The organism is Streptococcus sp. NCTC 11567 (genome assembly GCF_902141215.1).
Classification (GTDB): Bacteria; Bacillota; Bacilli; order Lactobacillales; family Streptococcaceae; genus Streptococcus; species Streptococcus dysgalactiae.
The window spans coordinates 195,859-212,814 of the sequence record NZ_LR595857.1 but is presented as its reverse complement, the minus strand read 5'-3'; the positions used below and the strand labels follow the sequence as shown (position 1 = coordinate 212,814).

At 43.2% G+C, this 16,956-nt stretch carries 16 protein-coding genes, 1 tRNA gene and 1 other RNA gene; 8 read left to right on the top strand and 10 right to left on the bottom strand.

Features of this window, described 5'->3' with window-relative positions:
• Positions 1 to 1,038 carry a M42 family metallopeptidase gene (locus FQT67_RS01220; RefSeq protein ID WP_046177215.1) on the top strand — a complete coding sequence of 346 codons (1,038 nt, stop codon included), beginning with the start codon at positions 1 to 3 and terminating at the stop codon, positions 1,036 to 1,038.
• Positions 1,039 to 1,061: 23 nt separating this feature from the next.
• Positions 1,062 to 1,574 (top strand): kinase, encoded by a 513-nt coding sequence (locus FQT67_RS01215; protein WP_015016595.1) that lies wholly within the window; start codon positions 1,062 to 1,064, stop codon positions 1,572 to 1,574.
• An 8-nt stretch (positions 1,575 to 1,582) separates the two neighbouring features.
• Here the strand turns inward: FQT67_RS01215 and FQT67_RS01210 are convergent, their stop codons facing one another.
• The 8 genes from FQT67_RS01210 to FQT67_RS01175 form a co-directional block, all read right to left on the bottom strand.
• Entirely contained in the window at positions 1,583 to 2,407 is an 825-nt protein-coding gene (locus tag FQT67_RS01210) for an endonuclease/exonuclease/phosphatase family protein (protein ID WP_046177216.1), read from the bottom strand.
• Between the two features lie 78 nt (positions 2,408 to 2,485).
• Positions 2,486 to 4,672: a PTS transporter subunit IIBC gene (locus FQT67_RS01205; protein ID WP_014611967.1), complete on the bottom strand. Its 2,187-nt coding sequence runs from the start codon at positions 4,670 to 4,672 to the stop codon at positions 2,486 to 2,488.
• A gap of 269 nt (positions 4,673 to 4,941) precedes the next feature.
• On the bottom strand, positions 4,942 to 5,949 hold the full coding sequence (locus FQT67_RS01200; RefSeq protein ID WP_046177217.1) for a LacI family DNA-binding transcriptional regulator: 1,008 nt from the start codon (positions 5,947 to 5,949) through the stop codon (positions 4,942 to 4,944).
• A 165-nt stretch (positions 5,950 to 6,114) separates the two neighbouring features.
• Positions 6,115 to 6,873, bottom strand: a complete 759-nt coding sequence (locus tag FQT67_RS01195) for a 16S rRNA (uracil(1498)-N(3))-methyltransferase (protein WP_003061170.1) — start codon at positions 6,871 to 6,873, stop codon at positions 6,115 to 6,117.
• Positions 6,873 to 7,826 (bottom strand): 50S ribosomal protein L11 methyltransferase, encoded by a 954-nt coding sequence (gene prmA / locus FQT67_RS01190; protein ID WP_046159561.1) that lies wholly within the window; start codon positions 7,824 to 7,826, stop codon positions 6,873 to 6,875. Before prmA ends, FQT67_RS01195 begins: the two co-directional genes overlap by 1 nt.
• A gap of 94 nt (positions 7,827 to 7,920) precedes the next feature.
• Entirely contained in the window at positions 7,921 to 8,361 is a 441-nt protein-coding gene (locus FQT67_RS01185) for an NUDIX hydrolase (RefSeq protein WP_046177218.1), read from the bottom strand.
• Between the two features lie 11 nt (positions 8,362 to 8,372).
• Positions 8,373 to 8,717, bottom strand: coding sequence for an ASCH domain-containing protein (locus FQT67_RS01180; RefSeq protein ID WP_015057241.1), 345 nt, complete (start codon positions 8,715 to 8,717; stop codon positions 8,373 to 8,375).
• Position 8,718: 1 nt separating this feature from the next.
• A complete protein-coding gene (locus FQT67_RS01175) occupies positions 8,719 to 9,189 on the bottom strand; it encodes a DUF3013 family protein (protein ID WP_003061920.1) in 471 nt (156 codons plus the stop codon).
• A 172-nt stretch (positions 9,190 to 9,361) separates the two neighbouring features.
• Between FQT67_RS01175 and FQT67_RS01170 the strand changes: the two genes are divergently transcribed.
• The 6 genes from FQT67_RS01170 (at position 9,362) to FQT67_RS01145 (ending at position 15,536) form a co-directional block, all read left to right on the top strand.
• Positions 9,362 to 11,335 carry an amidase family protein gene (locus FQT67_RS01170; protein WP_046177219.1) on the top strand — a complete coding sequence of 658 codons (1,974 nt, stop codon included), beginning with the start codon at positions 9,362 to 9,364 and terminating at the stop codon, positions 11,333 to 11,335.
• 184 nt (positions 11,336 to 11,519) lie between these two features.
• Positions 11,520 to 13,277 (top strand): aminodeoxychorismate synthase component I, encoded by a 1,758-nt coding sequence (gene pabB, locus FQT67_RS01165; protein WP_046177220.1) that lies wholly within the window; start codon positions 11,520 to 11,522, stop codon positions 13,275 to 13,277.
• 32 nt (positions 13,278 to 13,309) lie between these two features.
• Positions 13,310 to 13,876, top strand: coding sequence for an aminodeoxychorismate/anthranilate synthase component II (locus FQT67_RS01160; RefSeq protein ID WP_012766501.1), 567 nt, complete (start codon positions 13,310 to 13,312; stop codon positions 13,874 to 13,876).
• A gap of 32 nt (positions 13,877 to 13,908) precedes the next feature.
• The gene (locus FQT67_RS01155) at positions 13,909 to 15,198 is read left to right on the top strand and encodes a replication-associated recombination protein A (protein WP_046177221.1); all 1,290 of its coding nucleotides are present in this window, start codon (positions 13,909 to 13,911) and stop codon (positions 15,196 to 15,198) included.
• A 69-nt stretch (positions 15,199 to 15,267) separates the two neighbouring features.
• A non-coding RNA gene (gene ssrS / locus FQT67_RS01150) (6S RNA) lies at positions 15,268 to 15,463 on the top strand.
• A tRNA-Lys gene (locus FQT67_RS01145) sits at positions 15,464 to 15,536 on the top strand.
• A gap of 52 nt (positions 15,537 to 15,588) precedes the next feature.
• Here FQT67_RS01145 and FQT67_RS01140 read toward each other — a convergent pair.
• Positions 15,589 to 16,764, bottom strand: a complete 1,176-nt coding sequence (locus FQT67_RS01140) for a tyrosine-type recombinase/integrase (RefSeq protein ID WP_115256725.1) — start codon at positions 16,762 to 16,764, stop codon at positions 15,589 to 15,591.
• Entirely contained in the window at positions 16,757 to 16,945 is a 189-nt protein-coding gene (locus FQT67_RS01135) for a DUF3173 family protein (protein WP_046177222.1), read from the bottom strand. The genes FQT67_RS01140 and FQT67_RS01135 overlap by 8 nt, the downstream gene beginning before the upstream one ends.
• Positions 16,946 to 16,956 lie beyond the last annotated feature (11 nt).

The window sequence follows — 16,956 nt, the reverse complement described above, 5'->3', positions numbered from 1 at the left end:
ATGAAAACAACTGTGGAATACCTGACTAAACTTGCTAACATCCCTTCTCCAACCGGCTTTACTCGGAAAATCATGGACTATGTGCATGACGAACTCAGCCAATTTGGCTATGAGCCTGTCCGTACCCATAAGGGAGGCATTATGGTGTCTATCAAAGGTAAAAACGATGACAAACACCGTGTGGTGACGGCTCACTTAGATACTTTGGGGGCTATGGTTCGTGCCATCAAACCTGACGGCCGTTTGAAAATGGATTTGGTAGGTGGCTTTGTCTATAATTCTATCGAGGGAGAGAACTGTACCGTACATCTTGCCAAATCTGGAAAGGAAATTTCTGGAACCATCTTACTTCACCAGACATCTGTTCATGTTTACAAAGACGCGGGCAGTGCGGAACGCAATCAAGCTAATATGGAAGTTCGCTTGGACGAAAAAGTCACAACGGCTGACGAAACACGCGCACTTGGCATCGAAGTCGGTGATTTCATCTCTTTTGATCCGCGTGTCATCGTGACCGAATCAGGCTTTATCAAGTCTCGTCACCTTGACGACAAGGTCAGTGCAGCTATTCTTATGGAACTCCTAAAATGTTACAAAGAAGAACAAGTGGAATTGCCATACACGACCCATTTTTATTTCTCTGCCTTTGAAGAGGTCGGACACGGTGCTAACTCAAGCCTACCAGCGCAAGTGGTTGAGTATTTGGCAGTTGACATGGGAGCTATGGGAGACGACCAAGCAACGGACGAATACACTGTTTCCATCTGTGTCAAGGATGGCTCTGGTCCTTATCATTACGAGCTTCGTCAACATTTGGTAGCCCTTTGCCAAGACCATCAAATCCCTTATCAGCTAGACATTTACCCTTATTACGGTAGTGACGCTTCTGCTGCGATGCGGGCGGGAGCTGAGGTGCGTCACGCACTGCTTGGGGCTGGTATTGAATCAAGTCACTCTTATGAACGCACTCATACAGACTCTATCGAAGCGACTGAACGACTGGTGGATGCCTACTTGAAAAGCACCATGATTGATTAAATTAAAGTTGAGAGGAAAAAAATGTGACCAAATTAATTCTTATTAGAGGAAATGCTGCTAGCGGGAAAACTAGCTTGGCGAATGCCCTCCAAAGTCAACTTGGTGAAAACACCTTACTTCTTTCTCAAGATAAATTAAGACGCGAAATGTTACTAGCCCATGATGGTTTTGATACGCCGACAATTCCATTATTGAAGCATTTGATTACTTTTGGAATGGCGAATTGCGACTATATTATCTTAGAAGGTATTCTAAAAGCAGATTGGTATGCCCCTGTTTGGGACTTTATTAGCCAACAAAGCCGTCTTCAAGTCTTTGCTTATTATTATGATATTCCTTTTGAAGAAACATTAAAGCGCCATTCAAGCAGAAGTAAGGTCGAGGAATTTGGCGAGGAAGCTCTGAGAAAGTGGTGGAATGAAAAAGATTACATCAAAATAATCTCTGAAACATCTTTTGACAAAACTGTCACCTTGCAAGAAGCACTCAATTACATATTACAAGACATCACAAAAAGGTCAGGATTAACTTCCTAACCTTTTTCTTATTTCTCAACCCAATCCAACGTCACTTCAAGACCATAGTGGTCACTGACGACTGGCGCATCTCCTCCTTCAAAGGTAATGTGAGACGCCTTGATGTCAAAATCCTTGCTGGTAAAGACATGGTCCACCTTGAAGGCTTCTTTATTATCTTCCCAGCCATCAATATCAGCCACAATACTGTGATCACCAAAAACATGGTCAGCAACCTTATGGCTATCTTGTAGGTTTAGGGGGCTACCCATAATCACTTGATAACCCTCTTGATTCGTTGGATTGTTAAAATCTCCCATAAGTAGCAAGGGACATTTTAGTGTGAGCAGCTCTTTTTCTAATTTCTCCCACTCCCCTAAAAACCCCTTGTCAAACCAAGATAGGTGTACATTGACAACAGCGACTTCTTTGCCATCTAACTTGGTTTTGGCAACGAGCGAGCGTCTAGTATGGTAGTCTGTTTCATCATCCATCGCCGACACGAGAATATCTGAAACATGAATAGGTTGTTTTGATAAGATTGCCACGCCTTCATGGTAAATGTCATAGCCAATATGGTTGTAAGCCCAAGACCAATAATAGTGCTGTCCCCGCTTTTTGAGGTAATGAATCAAGAGAAGAGCAAAATGATCTTTATGAATGGTTGGGGTCCCGGGAATAGGTTGATAGCTCGGTAATTCCATGGCCAATTCGCTTTCAATCAGTTGGTTGATTTCTTGCAAACAAATGATATCGTATTTTTCAGCTAAAATATGCTCAGCCAAATCAACTAACTTTTTAAGGGCATTGGCTTCCATCCACGAGTGGGTATTCAGCGTTAGTAACTTGGTCATTAGTTCTCCTTTATAAGACAAGAAGAGTCATAGCTCACCAGCTGCTGCTAGGACCTATCACTCTCTTGCTCTATTCTCTTAAAGTTCTACGGTTGCTACTGGAGTTTTTGCAGGCTGAGCTCCTAAAGATGTCAAGGTCACATCTTGGATCTCTGCTGTGTTGGTAAAAGCAACCACAATGGTTGTTTCACGCTCTGCTGATTGAATGGCAGCAAGGTCTGCTACCACTAAAAGATCTCCTGCTTCAATACGTTGCCCTTCGGTGACTTTTACTGAGAAAGGAACACCATTTAGGGCTACGGTATCAAGTCCTACGTGCACCAACACTTCAAGGCCGCTGTCTGTCAGTAAACCAAAAGCATGTTTGGTTGGGAAAACGCTGGTCACAAGGCCAGATACTGGTGCATAAATATTGCCATTAGTGGGCTCCACAGCAAACCCATCGCCCATCATCTTAGCGGCAAACACCTGATCTTTCACACCTGTGATTTGTAAAACGGTTCCGTCTGCCACTGATAGCACTTCTTCTGTCACGTGTCTAAAGTCTTTGGCTGGCATTGGTTTGTCGGCTACTTTTGACATATTGACTTCTGGAATAATAGCCCCTGAATCAAGCAAATCTTGAATATCTGATTTCAAAATATCTGCTTTAGGCCCATAAACCGCTTGGACACCACTACCTTTGGTAATGAGACCCATAGCACCTGCTTTTTTCCAATCGTCCTCAGCACCAACTTTAGCGGGGTCTTTGACCGTCACTCGTAAGCGGGTCATACAAGCATCGACATCATCAATATTGTCGCGCCCACCAAGGAGATTAACGATTTGCACGACTTGAGAGTTGCTATCTGCCATAGGGGCACCAGAGCTTTTAGCTTTGTTGTCATCAAGCATGTCTGCTTCATAATTGCCTAAACGTCCAGCTGTTGCGAGATGCATTTTCTTAATCATCATATCCGCGATAAAGTACATGATGACTGCAAATAGGATAGAGACCCAAACAAAGTTAATCAAATCCATGCCTAGACCTGCTTTAAGGGCCATAGGGGTACGGGTCAATAATTCAATGTTCCCAAATGAGTGAACACGGAGATTCACAAGGTCTGCCATGGCAAATGAAGCTCCCTGCACAAGGGCATAAACAAGGTAAAGTGGCATTGCTGCAAACATAAACATGTATTCAAGTGGTTCAGTTACCCCTGTCAAGAATACCGCTGCCGCTGCTGAGATGAACATCATTTTGTATTTATGTTTTTTATCGGCATCCACATTACGGTACATCGCTAAGGCAACTCCCATCAATGTTCCGGTAGCACCAATCATTTGTCCTACTTTGAAACGAGCTGGAGTGACTCCGTCCATTAACTGGTGATAAGCTGAAGCATCTGAGCCTTTAAGGTGAACAAGGTCTGTTACCCAAGCTAACCATAGAGGGTCTTGTCCAAATACTTTTGTCCCCGCTGCTGCACCTGTCATGACTTCATAAGTTCCCCCAAGAGCTGTATAGTTCATTGGAATGGTTAACATGTGATGCAGACCAAATGGTAACAAGAGACGTTCCAAGGTACCATATAGGAATGGGGCTAGGATTGGAGCTGAATCTTGTGAAGAGGCAATCCACATCCCAAAACCATTGATTCCAGATTGGATAACCGGCCAAACAACCACCAAGACAAGCGCTACTAGGATAGAACGCAAGATGACCACAAAAGGTACAAAACGCTTCCCATTAAAGAAGGTCAAAACTTCAGGAAGTTTACGGTAATTATAGTATTTGTTATAGGCCGTTGCTCCTACAAACCCTGCGATAATCCCAACAAAAACCCCTGTGTTTAGGGCTGGAGATTCCAAGACACTGGTGAAATAATCTTTAACAATCATTTGAGTGCCAAGGAGGCTTGTGATTTTTGCTTCTGGATCAGCTAGCATAGCACCAGACACTCCATAAAAAGCACCTGTAATTCGATTGATCAAGACAAAAGCAAGACCTGAGGCAAAGGCTCCTCCTGCACGTTCTTTAGCCCAACTACCACCAATCGCCAAGGCAAATAGCAAGTGAAGGTTAACAATGATAGCCCAACCAATCTGAGCAATAATGTTTCCTAGAGATGCCAAAAATGCTGAGTTATGGTTAATCATTGGAATGGAGTTTCCGATACTGATCATTAAACCAGCCGCTGGCATAACAGCAATAACGACCATAAGACATTTCCCAAATTTTTGCCAAAACTCGAAACTAAACAGTTGCTTGAATGATGTTTTCATTCTACTTCTCCTTTTTAATATCCTCAAGAAATGAGGTAATCGCTATCATACATCACGCCATGAGGTAGTGGGTTGCAAACGATTTACGCAAACGTTTGCGTTAATTGATAAATTCATTATACTCGCCTTTCTGAATTTTGTAAAGCGTTTTCTTAAAAAAGAATAGGAGAGCTTGTCACCTCCTCTAACAAAACGGTCTCCCTTAACTTAAAAAGAGGACACAAAAACCCTTCGCTTGTCAATGGAACATCGCAAAGGGTTTCGTTTACTTATGGCGTTATCGGTTGGGTGGACTCTCTCTCAACTATCTGATGAGAGATCAAATGAATGGTATCTTGAATATGATCAGTTGCTAACACTAAAGTGGCAGCCTTTTCTCCCAATTGGTAAGGAAAAATCTCTACCGATGTCAGTGACGGGGTGGCCAATTCAGCTAAAATGGAGTTGTTAAAACTAATCATAGGCACTTTTGGGTTGGGATGGTTTTGCTTTAACAGGCGTTGCAGATGAATAGCTAGCATATCATCACAGGTTACAAAGGCCGGCTGAGGATGGTTGGTTAAAAACTTTTGGATCCTCTGACCGATATCCTGTTCCGTTTCTGAGGAGAGGTTAATGGTTTGAGCGGTCAAACCTTGAGACGTCATTTTTTCGGCATATCCAATAAAGCGCTCGGCCTGCACCAATTCGTCCATGTCAGTATAGGCATAAGTGATTTGCTTAAACCCACGTTCAAGCAGAAAAGCTGCGGCATCGTAACCTGCTTGGCGGTTATCATTATCCACAAATTTAGCATTGCCGTTATCCGTCGCATAAGACTGCCCTACGACCACACAATCCACAGCTTGTTTTTTGACAAAGTCAAAAACCTTGTCATCTGTTTTGGAATAAAGAAAAATCAGTTTGCCAATGTGTCCGCTGCGAATCATGTTTTGAACATTCTTCAATAACTCGTCATCACTGCGACCGGTCGCCAGACTGACCATGTAGCCATTATCTGTGCAGACACCTGCGATGCCTTGAATAATCTGCATGAAAAAAGGATTGTTACCGAGAGAGTCTTGGATCACGCGCACTGGCAAAATAATCCCAACCGCATTGGACTGTCGCTTGACCAGATTTTGTGCAGAATAATTGGGGGAATAATCCAATGTTTCCATCGCTTTTCTTACGCGCTCTTTGGTTGCCTGACTAATCATGTGATTGTCATTAATGGCTCGCGAAGCCGTCGATGCGGATACCCCTGCTAGCTTTGCAACATCTTTAATGGTAACCAAGTCTTCCTCCCTCAATCATCTTTTTTACTAGCATAGTCATTTTCTTAAACCCTGTCAACTGTTTTTCCACATTGTGGAGCAGCTGATTTGCCTTCCTTTTTTGAGGACACTTAAGCTTCCTAAAGGAGCGTTTCCCTAAAAAAACTAAGCAAGCGAAGGACTTGCTTAGTTGTCATCAGATGTTACCTGCAATTCCAAAGCATAACTGATAGCACTTAAGGCGTATAGCGGAGCGGTCTCTGTTCGCATAATGCGAGGACCCAAACCCACCTTAATGGCACCTGCTGCCTCAAACTGAGTGATTTCAGCTGGGGAAATTCCCCCTTCTGGTCCAAAGATAAAAAGGAGTTTTGCTCCTGGTTTAACTTCTTTCAATTCACGCGCCAAGGTCGCTAGCTGACCTGCCTTAGCTGTTTCCTCATAAGCAATGAAGATATGATCAAAGCTAGAAAGACTTTTTAGAAACTCTGCTTTCTGTTCAAAAAGATGCACTTCTGGCACCACATTTCGTTTGCTCTGCTCAGCAGCTCCTAAAACGATTTTAGCCAACTTGTCTTCTTTTTTAGCTAATTTTTTGCCATCCCATTTGACTACTGACCAGTCTGCGGGGTAACCCCATAGCGCACTGGCTCCCAATTCAGTCACTTTCTGGGCAATCGTGTCTAACTTATCTCCTTTAGGAAATCCAGAAGCAATAGTCACTTTAACAGGCAGCTCAACCTGATCTGGCAAAGCCTCTATAATCTCTAACTCATGAGCCATACTATTGGTCACCTTGGCTAAATACTTAATCCCGTCATCAAAGACCAAGACAACTTCTGCCTCGTCAGTCAAGCGCATCACTTGAAACATGTGCTTGATGGTATCTTTATCGGTAATTGTTACCTCTTTTTCTGCTTTGCCTTTAATAAAATACTGTTGCATTAGCCGCCAATCACTCCTGAGATATCATCTGTTTTTTTGAACACTAAGGCGTTCCACTCGCCTTGAACCATATGCGTCTCAAGGAAGAATCCTGCGCTAAACGCAGCTTCCAGAACCATATCTAGTTTCTCAGAAATGATACCAGATAAAATGAGATAACCTTGGTCCTTGACCAAACGGTAAGCATCATCAGTCAATAAGACTAAGATATCCGCCAAGATATTGGCCACAATCACATCCGCTTCTTGACCAACCCCTTTTAAGAGATCGCCGGCAGCCACATGAATGTTGTCTGTTCCTTGGTTTAAATCAATGTTTTCTTGAGCCACTCGAACAGCCACATCATCTAAATCATAAGCATAGATGGTTTTGGCACCTAGCAAGGAACTGGCAATCGAGAGGACACCTGATCCGGTCCCTACATCGATAACTGTCTCGCCACCACGAAGGACTTGTTCCAAGGCAAAAAGGCTCATTTTAGTTGTGGGATGTGTCCCTGTCCCAAATGCCATTCCAGGATCTAATTTAATAACCTTTTCCCCAGCAGAAGCTTCATAATCCGTCCAACTAGGGACAATGGTTAAATCATGCGTGATGCGAGCTGGTTCATAGTATTTTTTCCAATTGTCTGCCCAGTCTTCCTCAGCCAATTCCTGACTGTCCACAGTAACCTGACCAACCTGTAACCCAAAACTAGCTAACTCCGCTAACTGTTCATTAATGGTCACGGTCACATCCGCCAAATTAGTGCTACTTGGGTAATAGGCTGTGATAGCTATCATGTCAGACTGCTCCACATCTGGGTATAACTCCCCAAAACGGTCCTCCTGCCCAATATAGTCTGCGCTATCCGCGATAGCAACCCCTTGACTGCCTGTCTCAATCAACAAATTTGAAACAGCCTCTTGCGCATCACGATGCACATGAACCGTCACTTCTTGCCATGTTTCCATAGTTATGTCCTTTCTCCTTTTAACAATTTCTCTGAGCCTCTGACACTTGTGTCATTTCTAGCAATCCTTAAACACTGAAATACCAACACTCATCTCACTGGTCACTTTTCTCAGCTAGATAAGCTGCCAATCGTTCTTGTAATTGAGGCACAGCCTTCTTATCCACTAAAAAATCCTTCATCGGTACCAACTTGTAAGCCTGACCTTCTTCTCCAAAATGAATGGCTTTAACAAGATCCTTACTGATCATGGCCACCATGAAAATAGAGTAAGTCTTCGGATTCATAACCCCTTGATAAGCTTTTTCCCAGACGACCATATCTTGCGAAATCGCTATTCCTAGTTCTTCCATCACTTCACGTTGCACACATTCAAAGGGTGTTTCTAAACCTTCTCGTCCCCCGCCAGGCAAATCCCAGGTGTCAGGAAAAGGAATGGTAGACTTATTATCTCTTAAAATGGTCACAAGGTGTTGATCTTGCATTAAAGCAATTTTCACTCCAGAAAAAACACATGCCTGTGTCGATGATGTCATAATCGTCTCCTCTACAGCACTGATAACTCAATGCCGACTACCCCATACTGGGCTTGCTGTTCCTGACTATAATAGCGTTCCATGTCTTCTGGACGAGCCATCTCCAGTTCTTCTTTCCGATAGCCACAGTTATCTAAGGGTAACGACTGGTAAAGCTGAGCGAAGTCGTCAAAATAATAAAGCCCAACCACCTTTGTCCACAACATCTGACGACTATCATCTGTTCTAACAAATACGATGGTATCATCAACTTGAACCTTTTGCCGCTTCTCGTCATTCAGACGCAATTCAATCGTCTTTGTACCTGAGGCAATCATCTCAAAAGGTTTAGGGCTTAGCATCATCTCATGTATCATCTTAGTACCTTGGATAGGGGTAACTTTCTCCCTCTTCTAATCCTTGTTGACCTTCTTCAAAAGCTTGCGCGTTCCATTCCAAACCGAAATCAACCTTGCTGTCATCTGCTAAGAAATCCATCAAATCGCTGTGCCCTTCAATAGCAACATCGTTGAGAAATTGCGCAAAGTAAGCTAAGAATTCACGAGAAAAGCCCTTTTTGGCGTCAAAAGGAATGGTAACCAAATAATCTTCTGCCTCAAATTGAGACTTGGCAGGGTTGTAAAAGAGCACATAGTCCTCAAAGACAATATCATCTTGAGTCACTTCGCCACTATCGTCAATGGTTTTTATAGCCTCTTTATTTTGAGCTTCTAAAACAAAAGTCACTTCAACCGCATGATTTTTCTTGTCCCAATCCATGGCATAATCATACTGAAAATGCTTGTCCATTTCTTCTTCTAATGCTGATAAAAAGCCGTATTTTGCCATCTAATTGTCCTTTTTCCTAACGATTATTTGCTTCCATTGTAGCATAATTTGAGCTAACTTTCACTGGCAAATGCTGACTGATAGGCCTTCTGTATTTTAGTAAGCGTTTTATCCCTTACTTTTCTCTCATTATGTTAAACTAATAAGCGATTATGATGTTAGGAGAAAAAGAATGAGATATTCTAGACGCTACCCTTCTCAGACAAGACAGATACTGCTTACCTTGTTATCAATGACTGCCAGCCTACAAGCTGGAGCTATGACTACTTATGCGGATGAAGCTAATGCCAACCGTCAACCACCAGTGGCCCAAGTGGAAGCTAGTAAGCCGACAGCCGTGGAATCTGTCACTTCACCTGCAGACCAGACCACTCCAATCTCAACGCAAGAGGCTTCGTCTCCTTTACACCCTTTAACAACAGAGGCCACTCCTGCCGCCCAAGAATATCCGATTACCTTAGAAGACTATAAGGCAGCCAGTGCAAGCCAATTAGCTGAGTGGGCTCGCCAGCAACGGGTCACAGGCCAACAGCTGCTAGATTTTGCCTTGGAAACCATCAAAGAAACTAACCCTGAGCTCAATAATGTCATTTCTCTGCGTGAACCATTGGCTCGACAAGAGAGCAATCAAATGACAGATGAAGGGCAACCCTTTTACAAGGTTCCTATTCTGGTTAAAGGGTTAGGACACACCGTTGCTGGAAGCAGCAACACCAACGGGCTTGCCTTTTTGAAAGACAAAACCAGCTCATCTACCAGCGCCTTTGTCAAACAACTCCAAAAGGCTGGTTTTATCGTGGTAGGGCAGTCCTCTTTCCCTGAAATGGGATGGATTAATGTGACGAATTCCAATCTTTACGGAAATACACATAACCCATGGCAGCTTGACCAAAATCCTGGCGGATCTTCTGGTGGCTCTGCAGCTGCTGTGGCTTCAGGGCAAGTCAGTCTAGCCAGTGCTTCTGATGGTGGGGGCTCGACCCGCATTCCAGCTTCTTGGAGTGGCTTGATTGGCCTACACCCAACACGTGGTATTTTAGAAGGAAATCCGACTTCTGAACGTAGCAATGTTAGTCATTTTGCCCTCACTAAGAGCATGGAAGACACTGAAAAGCTCTTCCAATTCCTCTTAAAAGACAAGGCTAAAGCGCAACAAAACCCACAGCGTTTAGACACAAGTATCCCCATTGCTTACAGCACCCAGACACCAGCTGGAACACCAATTAGTGAGGAAGCGATTGCTGCGGTCAATGAAGCTGTGACTTTCTTACAGGAACAAGGTTATCAAACTGTAGAAGTTCCTTATCCTGTGGATGGTAAGCTCATGATGCAATACTATTACACCATCGCTGCTTCTGCAGCGCCATCTATCAATTTTATGGCGCAACAAACCTTGAAACGCCCCCTTCAAAAAGAGGATGTCGAACTCCTATCGTGGGCGCTCTACCAAACTGGGAAAGACTTGACCAAAGAGGATGTCAACAAAGCCTGGGAGGGTATCGCAGGCATGACCGAGCAATTAAACCAGTTCTACCAAAAATACCCCATCTTCTTAACACCGACAACAGCCTATCCTGCCCCTGCTGCTGATTACCACCATATTCCTAAGGACCTAGTGGCACAGCTCAGTGACATGTCAGGTTTGAGCAAAGAAGAAAAATTGGACCTTATCTATCGCCAGTGGCTACCAGCTTGGACGCTGACACCATTTACCCAGCTTGCTAACCTGACGGGAACACCATCCTTGTCCTTACCAACCCACGTGACGAAAACCGGTCTACCTCTTGGCATTTTGGTGAATAGCGGAGCTCATAACGACAGTCTCCTGTTGCAACTGGGACAGCTCTTTGAAAAAGCAAATCGTTTCCATATCCTGACGGCTGGCAAAAAAGGATTACCAGAAACTCCTGCGCATGAGCATAACCTCTCAACTCAATCTGAAAACAAGCAAGACGTTGCCATTCCAGTGACTTATCAAACCAAGGGATTTACTACTGGACCAACCAAGGGCCAGAACAGCTTAGTAACCCTCCCTCAAACTGGTGATGGTCAGTCAAAAGGTGTGTTGTTAACTAGCTACATCAGCCTTTTCCTTGGAACACTCTTCTTTGCAGGAAGCTTCTGGAGCAATAAGGTAAAAGACTAGGCTATTGTCGTCGGAGGTTTAACCTACCCAAACATTCACTACTGCTTGCCTTACGATAAGAGTATATTGTAGTCAATCAAGACTGAACTTTCACTAAGAAAGTTCAGTCTTTTTACGTGGTCAAAAGACAGTTGTTGCCTGTTCTCATTAGGCTTGGCAAACGCTTTTATGATATAATTTGGGTATGCATAGAAAAACCATTATTGATTTCAAGGAGCTTGGGCACCGCTTCTTGTTTGAAAAACCCTTACTAGAGTTGGTAGCCAAGTCCTTAGATCAGGTCGGCCCAGTCATTCAACAGGTTCAGCACTACCAAGAACTGGGGTACTACGTGGTGGGTTACCTCAGTTACGAAGCAGCTGCTTTTTTTGACAACGCCTTACAAACCCATAATGACAGACTAGGCAACGAGTACCTTGCCTATTTTACAGTGCACAAAACCTGTCAAAAAAAAGAACTACCTCTTGATTATGACGGCATTACTATCCCTAACCAATGGGTCAGCGCCACTCAAAAAGAAGCTTATCAAAAAGCCATTGAAACCATTCACCATGAGATGCGACAGGGCAATACTTATCAGGTTAACTACACCCTTCAATTAACTCAGGAACTCAATGCAGCTGACAGCTTAGCCATTTACAATAAACTCGTCGTTGAACAGGCTGCTGGCTACAATGCCTATATCGCCCATGATGAGTTTGCCGTTATTTCAGCTAGTCCTGAGTTGTTCTTTAAACAAGAGGGCAACAGGTTAACTACTAGGCCTATGAAAGGCACCACCAAGCGTGGGGTTAATAGCTGGCTGGATCAACAAGAACATGATTGGCTCCAAGCTGACGGGAAAAATCGCTCTGAAAACATGATGATTGTTGATTTGCTCCGCAATGACATGGGAAAAATTTGCCAAACAGGCAGTGTTTGTGTTGATAAGCTCTGCGAGGTGGAACAATACTCTACCGTCTGGCAAATGACCTCAACCATTATTGGTGACCTCAAAGCGGACTGTGACCTGATAGACATTCTCACAGCTCTCTTTCCTTGTGGCTCTATTACAGGGGCACCAAAAGTCTCCACCATGGCGATTATCAAATCCCTGGAGCCAAACCCAAGGGGAATTTATTGTGGAACTGTTGGCATTTGCCTGCCTGACGGTCGCCGTCTCTTCAATGTTCCCATTAGAACCATCCAGCTCAGTCATAACCAAGCTACCTATGGTGTCGGAGGTGGCATCACTTGGCAAAGCAAGTGGGAAGACGAATACGAGGAAGTACATCAAAAAACAGCCTTTCTCTATCGGCACAAACAAATTTTTGACCTCAAAACAACCGCCAAGGTAGAACAGAAAAAAATAGCCTTCCTTGAGCAACACCTCAATCGGCTTAAAGAAGCAGCCACTTATTTTGCCTACCCTTACGATGAGAAAGCTTTGCAGAAACAACTAGCAACCTATTTGGAAGACAAGGACGATGCTGCCTACCGCTTGACGATTAGTTTATCCAAAGATGGAAAGATGAGACTCTCTGATCAACCTTTGGAACCTTTATCAGCCGATTTTCTGACAGCTCAACTCTCCTTACAGGACAAGGACGTGACAGCTTCGCCTTTTACCTACTTTAAAACCAGCTATCGCCCTCATATTGAGCAAAAATCTTATGAACAGGTGTTCTATAACCAAGCGGGGCAATTATTGGAAACTTCCATTGGCAATCTCTTTGTTCAGCTGAATCATACCCTCTACACACCACCAGTTGCGGTAGGTATTTTACCAGGCCTGTTCCGCCAAGAACTGCTAGCTAGCGGTCAGGTTCAGGAAAAAGAGTTAACACTAACTGATTTAAAAGAGGCGAGCGCTATTTTTGGAGGAAATGCTGTCCGTGGCCTTTATCCTCTCAACCTTGAGCTTACTCATCTTAATGCCCTTTTAGCCAGCGATCAAGCCTAAACTGACACTCATCTTTTGTTATTAAGGAACCTATGATACTCTTAATTGATAATTACGATTCATTTACCTACAACCTCGCCCAATATCTAAGTGAATTTGACGAGACTATTGTCTTGTATAACCAAGATCCACACTTATATGACATGGCCAAAAAGGCTGACGCGCTAGTCTTTTCACCCGGCCCTGGTTGGCCAAAAGAAGCTAACCAAATGCCAAAACTCATTCAAGACTTTTACCAAACAAAACCCATCTTAGGGGTGTGTTTGGGACACCAAGCGATCGCTGAAACCCTAGGGGGAAACTTACGCTTGGCTAAACGTGTCATGCATGGCAGACAAAGCACCATTGAAACACAAGGCCCTGTCAGCCTCTTTCGCTCCCTACCAAAACAGGTTACCGTCATGCGCTACCATTCCATCGTTGTGGATCAATTGCCCAAAGACTTTATCGTGACCGCTAGAGACTGTGACGATCAGGAAATCATGGCATTTGAACATCGCTCCCTACCACTTTTTGGCCTACAATTCCATCCAGAAAGCATCGGAACCCCTGATGGCATGACCATGATTGCTAACTTCATCGCAGCCATTCCCCATTAATCCCATCCGCAAAAAGAAAGGAGGACAGTTACATGCCCGATCATTTAGCGCTCCGCATGCGCCCCAAAACCATTTCAGAGGTCATCGGACAAGAACATCTTGTTGGAGAAGGTAAAATCATCCGTCGCATGGTGGAAGCCAATATGCTATCGTCCATGATTCTCTATGGTCCTCCAGGAATCGGTAAAACTTCCATTGCTAGCGCTATTGCAGGTACCACCAAGTATGCCTTTCGGACCTTTAATGCCACCGTTGATAGCAAAAAACATCTCCAAGAAATTGCTGAGGAGGCCAAATTTTCAGGAGGATTGGTATTGCTACTAGACGAGATTCATCGGCTAGACAAAACCAAACAAGACTTCCTGCTCCCCTTACTGGAAAATGGTACCATTATCATGATTGGCGCAACCACTGAGAATCCCTTCTTTTCAGTGACACCAGCTATCAGAAGCAGGGTCCAAATTTTTGAACTGGAACCTCTCTCCAACGAGGATATCAAGCGTGCCCTTCGAACTGCCATTACCGATAAAGAAAGAGGCTTTGCCTTTGACGTGATGCTTGACGATAATGCTCTTGATTTTATCGCAACAGCCACCAATGGCGATTTACGCTCAGCCTATCACTCCTTGGATCTAGCAGTCATGTCTACAAAGCCAGATAGCGATGGGAAGCGACACATCACCTTAGACACTGTTGAAAATTCCTTGCAGCGCAGCTATATTACCATGGATAAAGATGGCGACGGGCATTATGATGTCCTATCTGCCCTCCAAAAAGCTATTCGTGGTTCCGATGTCAATGCCAGTCTTCACTATGCGGCACGATTAGTGGAAGCAGGCGATTTACCAAGCCTAGCTAGGCGGTTGATTGTGATTGCTTATGAAGATATTGGTTTGGCTAATCCTGACGCCCAAGTCCATACCGTTACCGCACTTGATGCCGCTCAGAAAATCGGCTTTCCAGAAGCACGTATTCTAATTGCTAACGTGGTCATTGATTTGGCCTTATCCCCAAAATCCAACTCAGCTTATCTGGCCATGGATGCTGCCTTAAGCGATTTGAGAACATCAGGAAACCTTCCTATTCCAAGGCATTTGAGAGATGGGCATTATGCTGGCAGTAAAGAACTGGGGAATGCCAAAGATTACCTTTACCCCCACGCTTACCCTAAAAAATGGGTCAAACAACAGTACCTGCCAGATAAATTAATCGGTAAACAGTATTTTTCCCCAAACGAAACAGGAAAATATGAACGCGCCCTGGGTGCCAACAAAGAGCGTATTGACAAGCTTTCTAGTCACTCAACCGGTATCCCAAAGTAGCAAACGGTTACATTTTTTAGGGTTGGGACTTGAAAAAATCTGAGAAAGTGGTATCATAAACATACAGAAACATTGCTGTGGCATACGAATCCACATCTAAGTGTTGACCGACTATTTCTTTGTATTTTCGGGAAACAAAGACTCTTTCTAGTCTGCAAGCCGTTTCACGCGGACGCAACTTCCAAGAAAGAGCGCGTTACCCACCTGCTTATATTGCGCGGGCTCAATACAAAAAGTGGATCACCGGTGCCAATACAGCATTCTTGCCTCCTTAGCTCAGTTGGTAGAGCAGTAGACTCTTAATCTATGGGTCACAGGTTCGAGCCCTGTAGGGGGTATCGTGTAAAAATGAAAAAAAGCCTTTCATATAGGGCTTTTTTGCTTGTCATTTTATGCTTTGCCCGAGCATTTGCCCGACAACATTTTTTCTTTTTCAAACCACTCATTTCTTGTCTCATCTAGCAAATGTATATATATACATCTTAACATGCTGGTATCTTTATGACCAAACCATTTCGCAAGTACCTCAAGCGGCACACCATCTTGTACTTTAACACTACCATACGTATGTCTGGCACCGTAAGCTGTAATGACTGGTTCTATTTGTAGCTCTTCAATAATTTTCTTAACCCTCTTATTCACAGTAGATTCATCTGGTAACTCCCATTTTGTTCCTGCCTGAAAAAAGACGAAATTATTATCATTTTTGACACCTAATAGTTCACAAGTCAAAGTCTGTTGCTTTTTCAATTTTTTTAAAACCTGTTTAACTTCTCTATCAAAAGGTACAAATCTGACAGATGGATTGGGGTGATTAATTTTGCGATAGTAATGGTCATTTTTAGGTGGTGCTAACTTATGTTGAACAGAGTTCCACCGAGTATTTGTAAATATTTCCTGCTTCTCAAAATTTACATTATTCCAAGTAAGCGATAAACCTTCTGCAGGTCTAAGTCCTATCTTAAATAGTATGTAAATAACAAAATCAACAACAGAATGACGATAATCCATGAAAGTTAATAGGTAGTTGATAACCTTATCATAATCCGAACGACTTTTAAGAAATTTAAGTTCTGCTTCTTTTGGTACTTTTTGTGAATGTAGTTTAATATTCAACAAAAAGCGATCATCAATCATCAGTTTATCTGCTTTTGCAAATTCAACCGCTTTATTTATGTTAGCGTTCATCCTACCTAATTCATTTAGCTCATAAGATTCTCCATACCAATTTAAAAAGGCTTGGTATCTTGATCTAACAATTTCTGATACCTTAGTATCTCCAAAGAATTCGATTAGCTTTTCCTTTCTCTTCAAATATCTTTTTTTGGTCTGAATTTGTAAATTTTGAGGAAGAATTTCAACATCCAACCAACTCTGAAATAACTCCACAAGAGACATTTCTGGTACTACTTGGTAATCCAATTGACTATCCAGTAGTAATTCTACTTCTTTAGCCTCCTTTTCAGCATCCTTCTTTCTGGCAAAACCACTACCATGAGCAACCGTCTTTCCTTTCCGAGTAATTTCATAACTCCAAGTTCCTCCTCGTTTCCTAACTCTAGCCATTCTCAATTTTCCTTCCTAAAACTTTATAAATGTACTCTTGAGGAATCTCTACACTTCTTCGTTTCTCATAAAATAAAAAACCATCTTCAATTAACTTTTCTTTCGCTAACTTAATAACTTGGCTTGCCCTATAAGCACTCATTTCCTTTAATAAATCACGCTTATTTACAGTATCTCTCATTACCTTTCCTT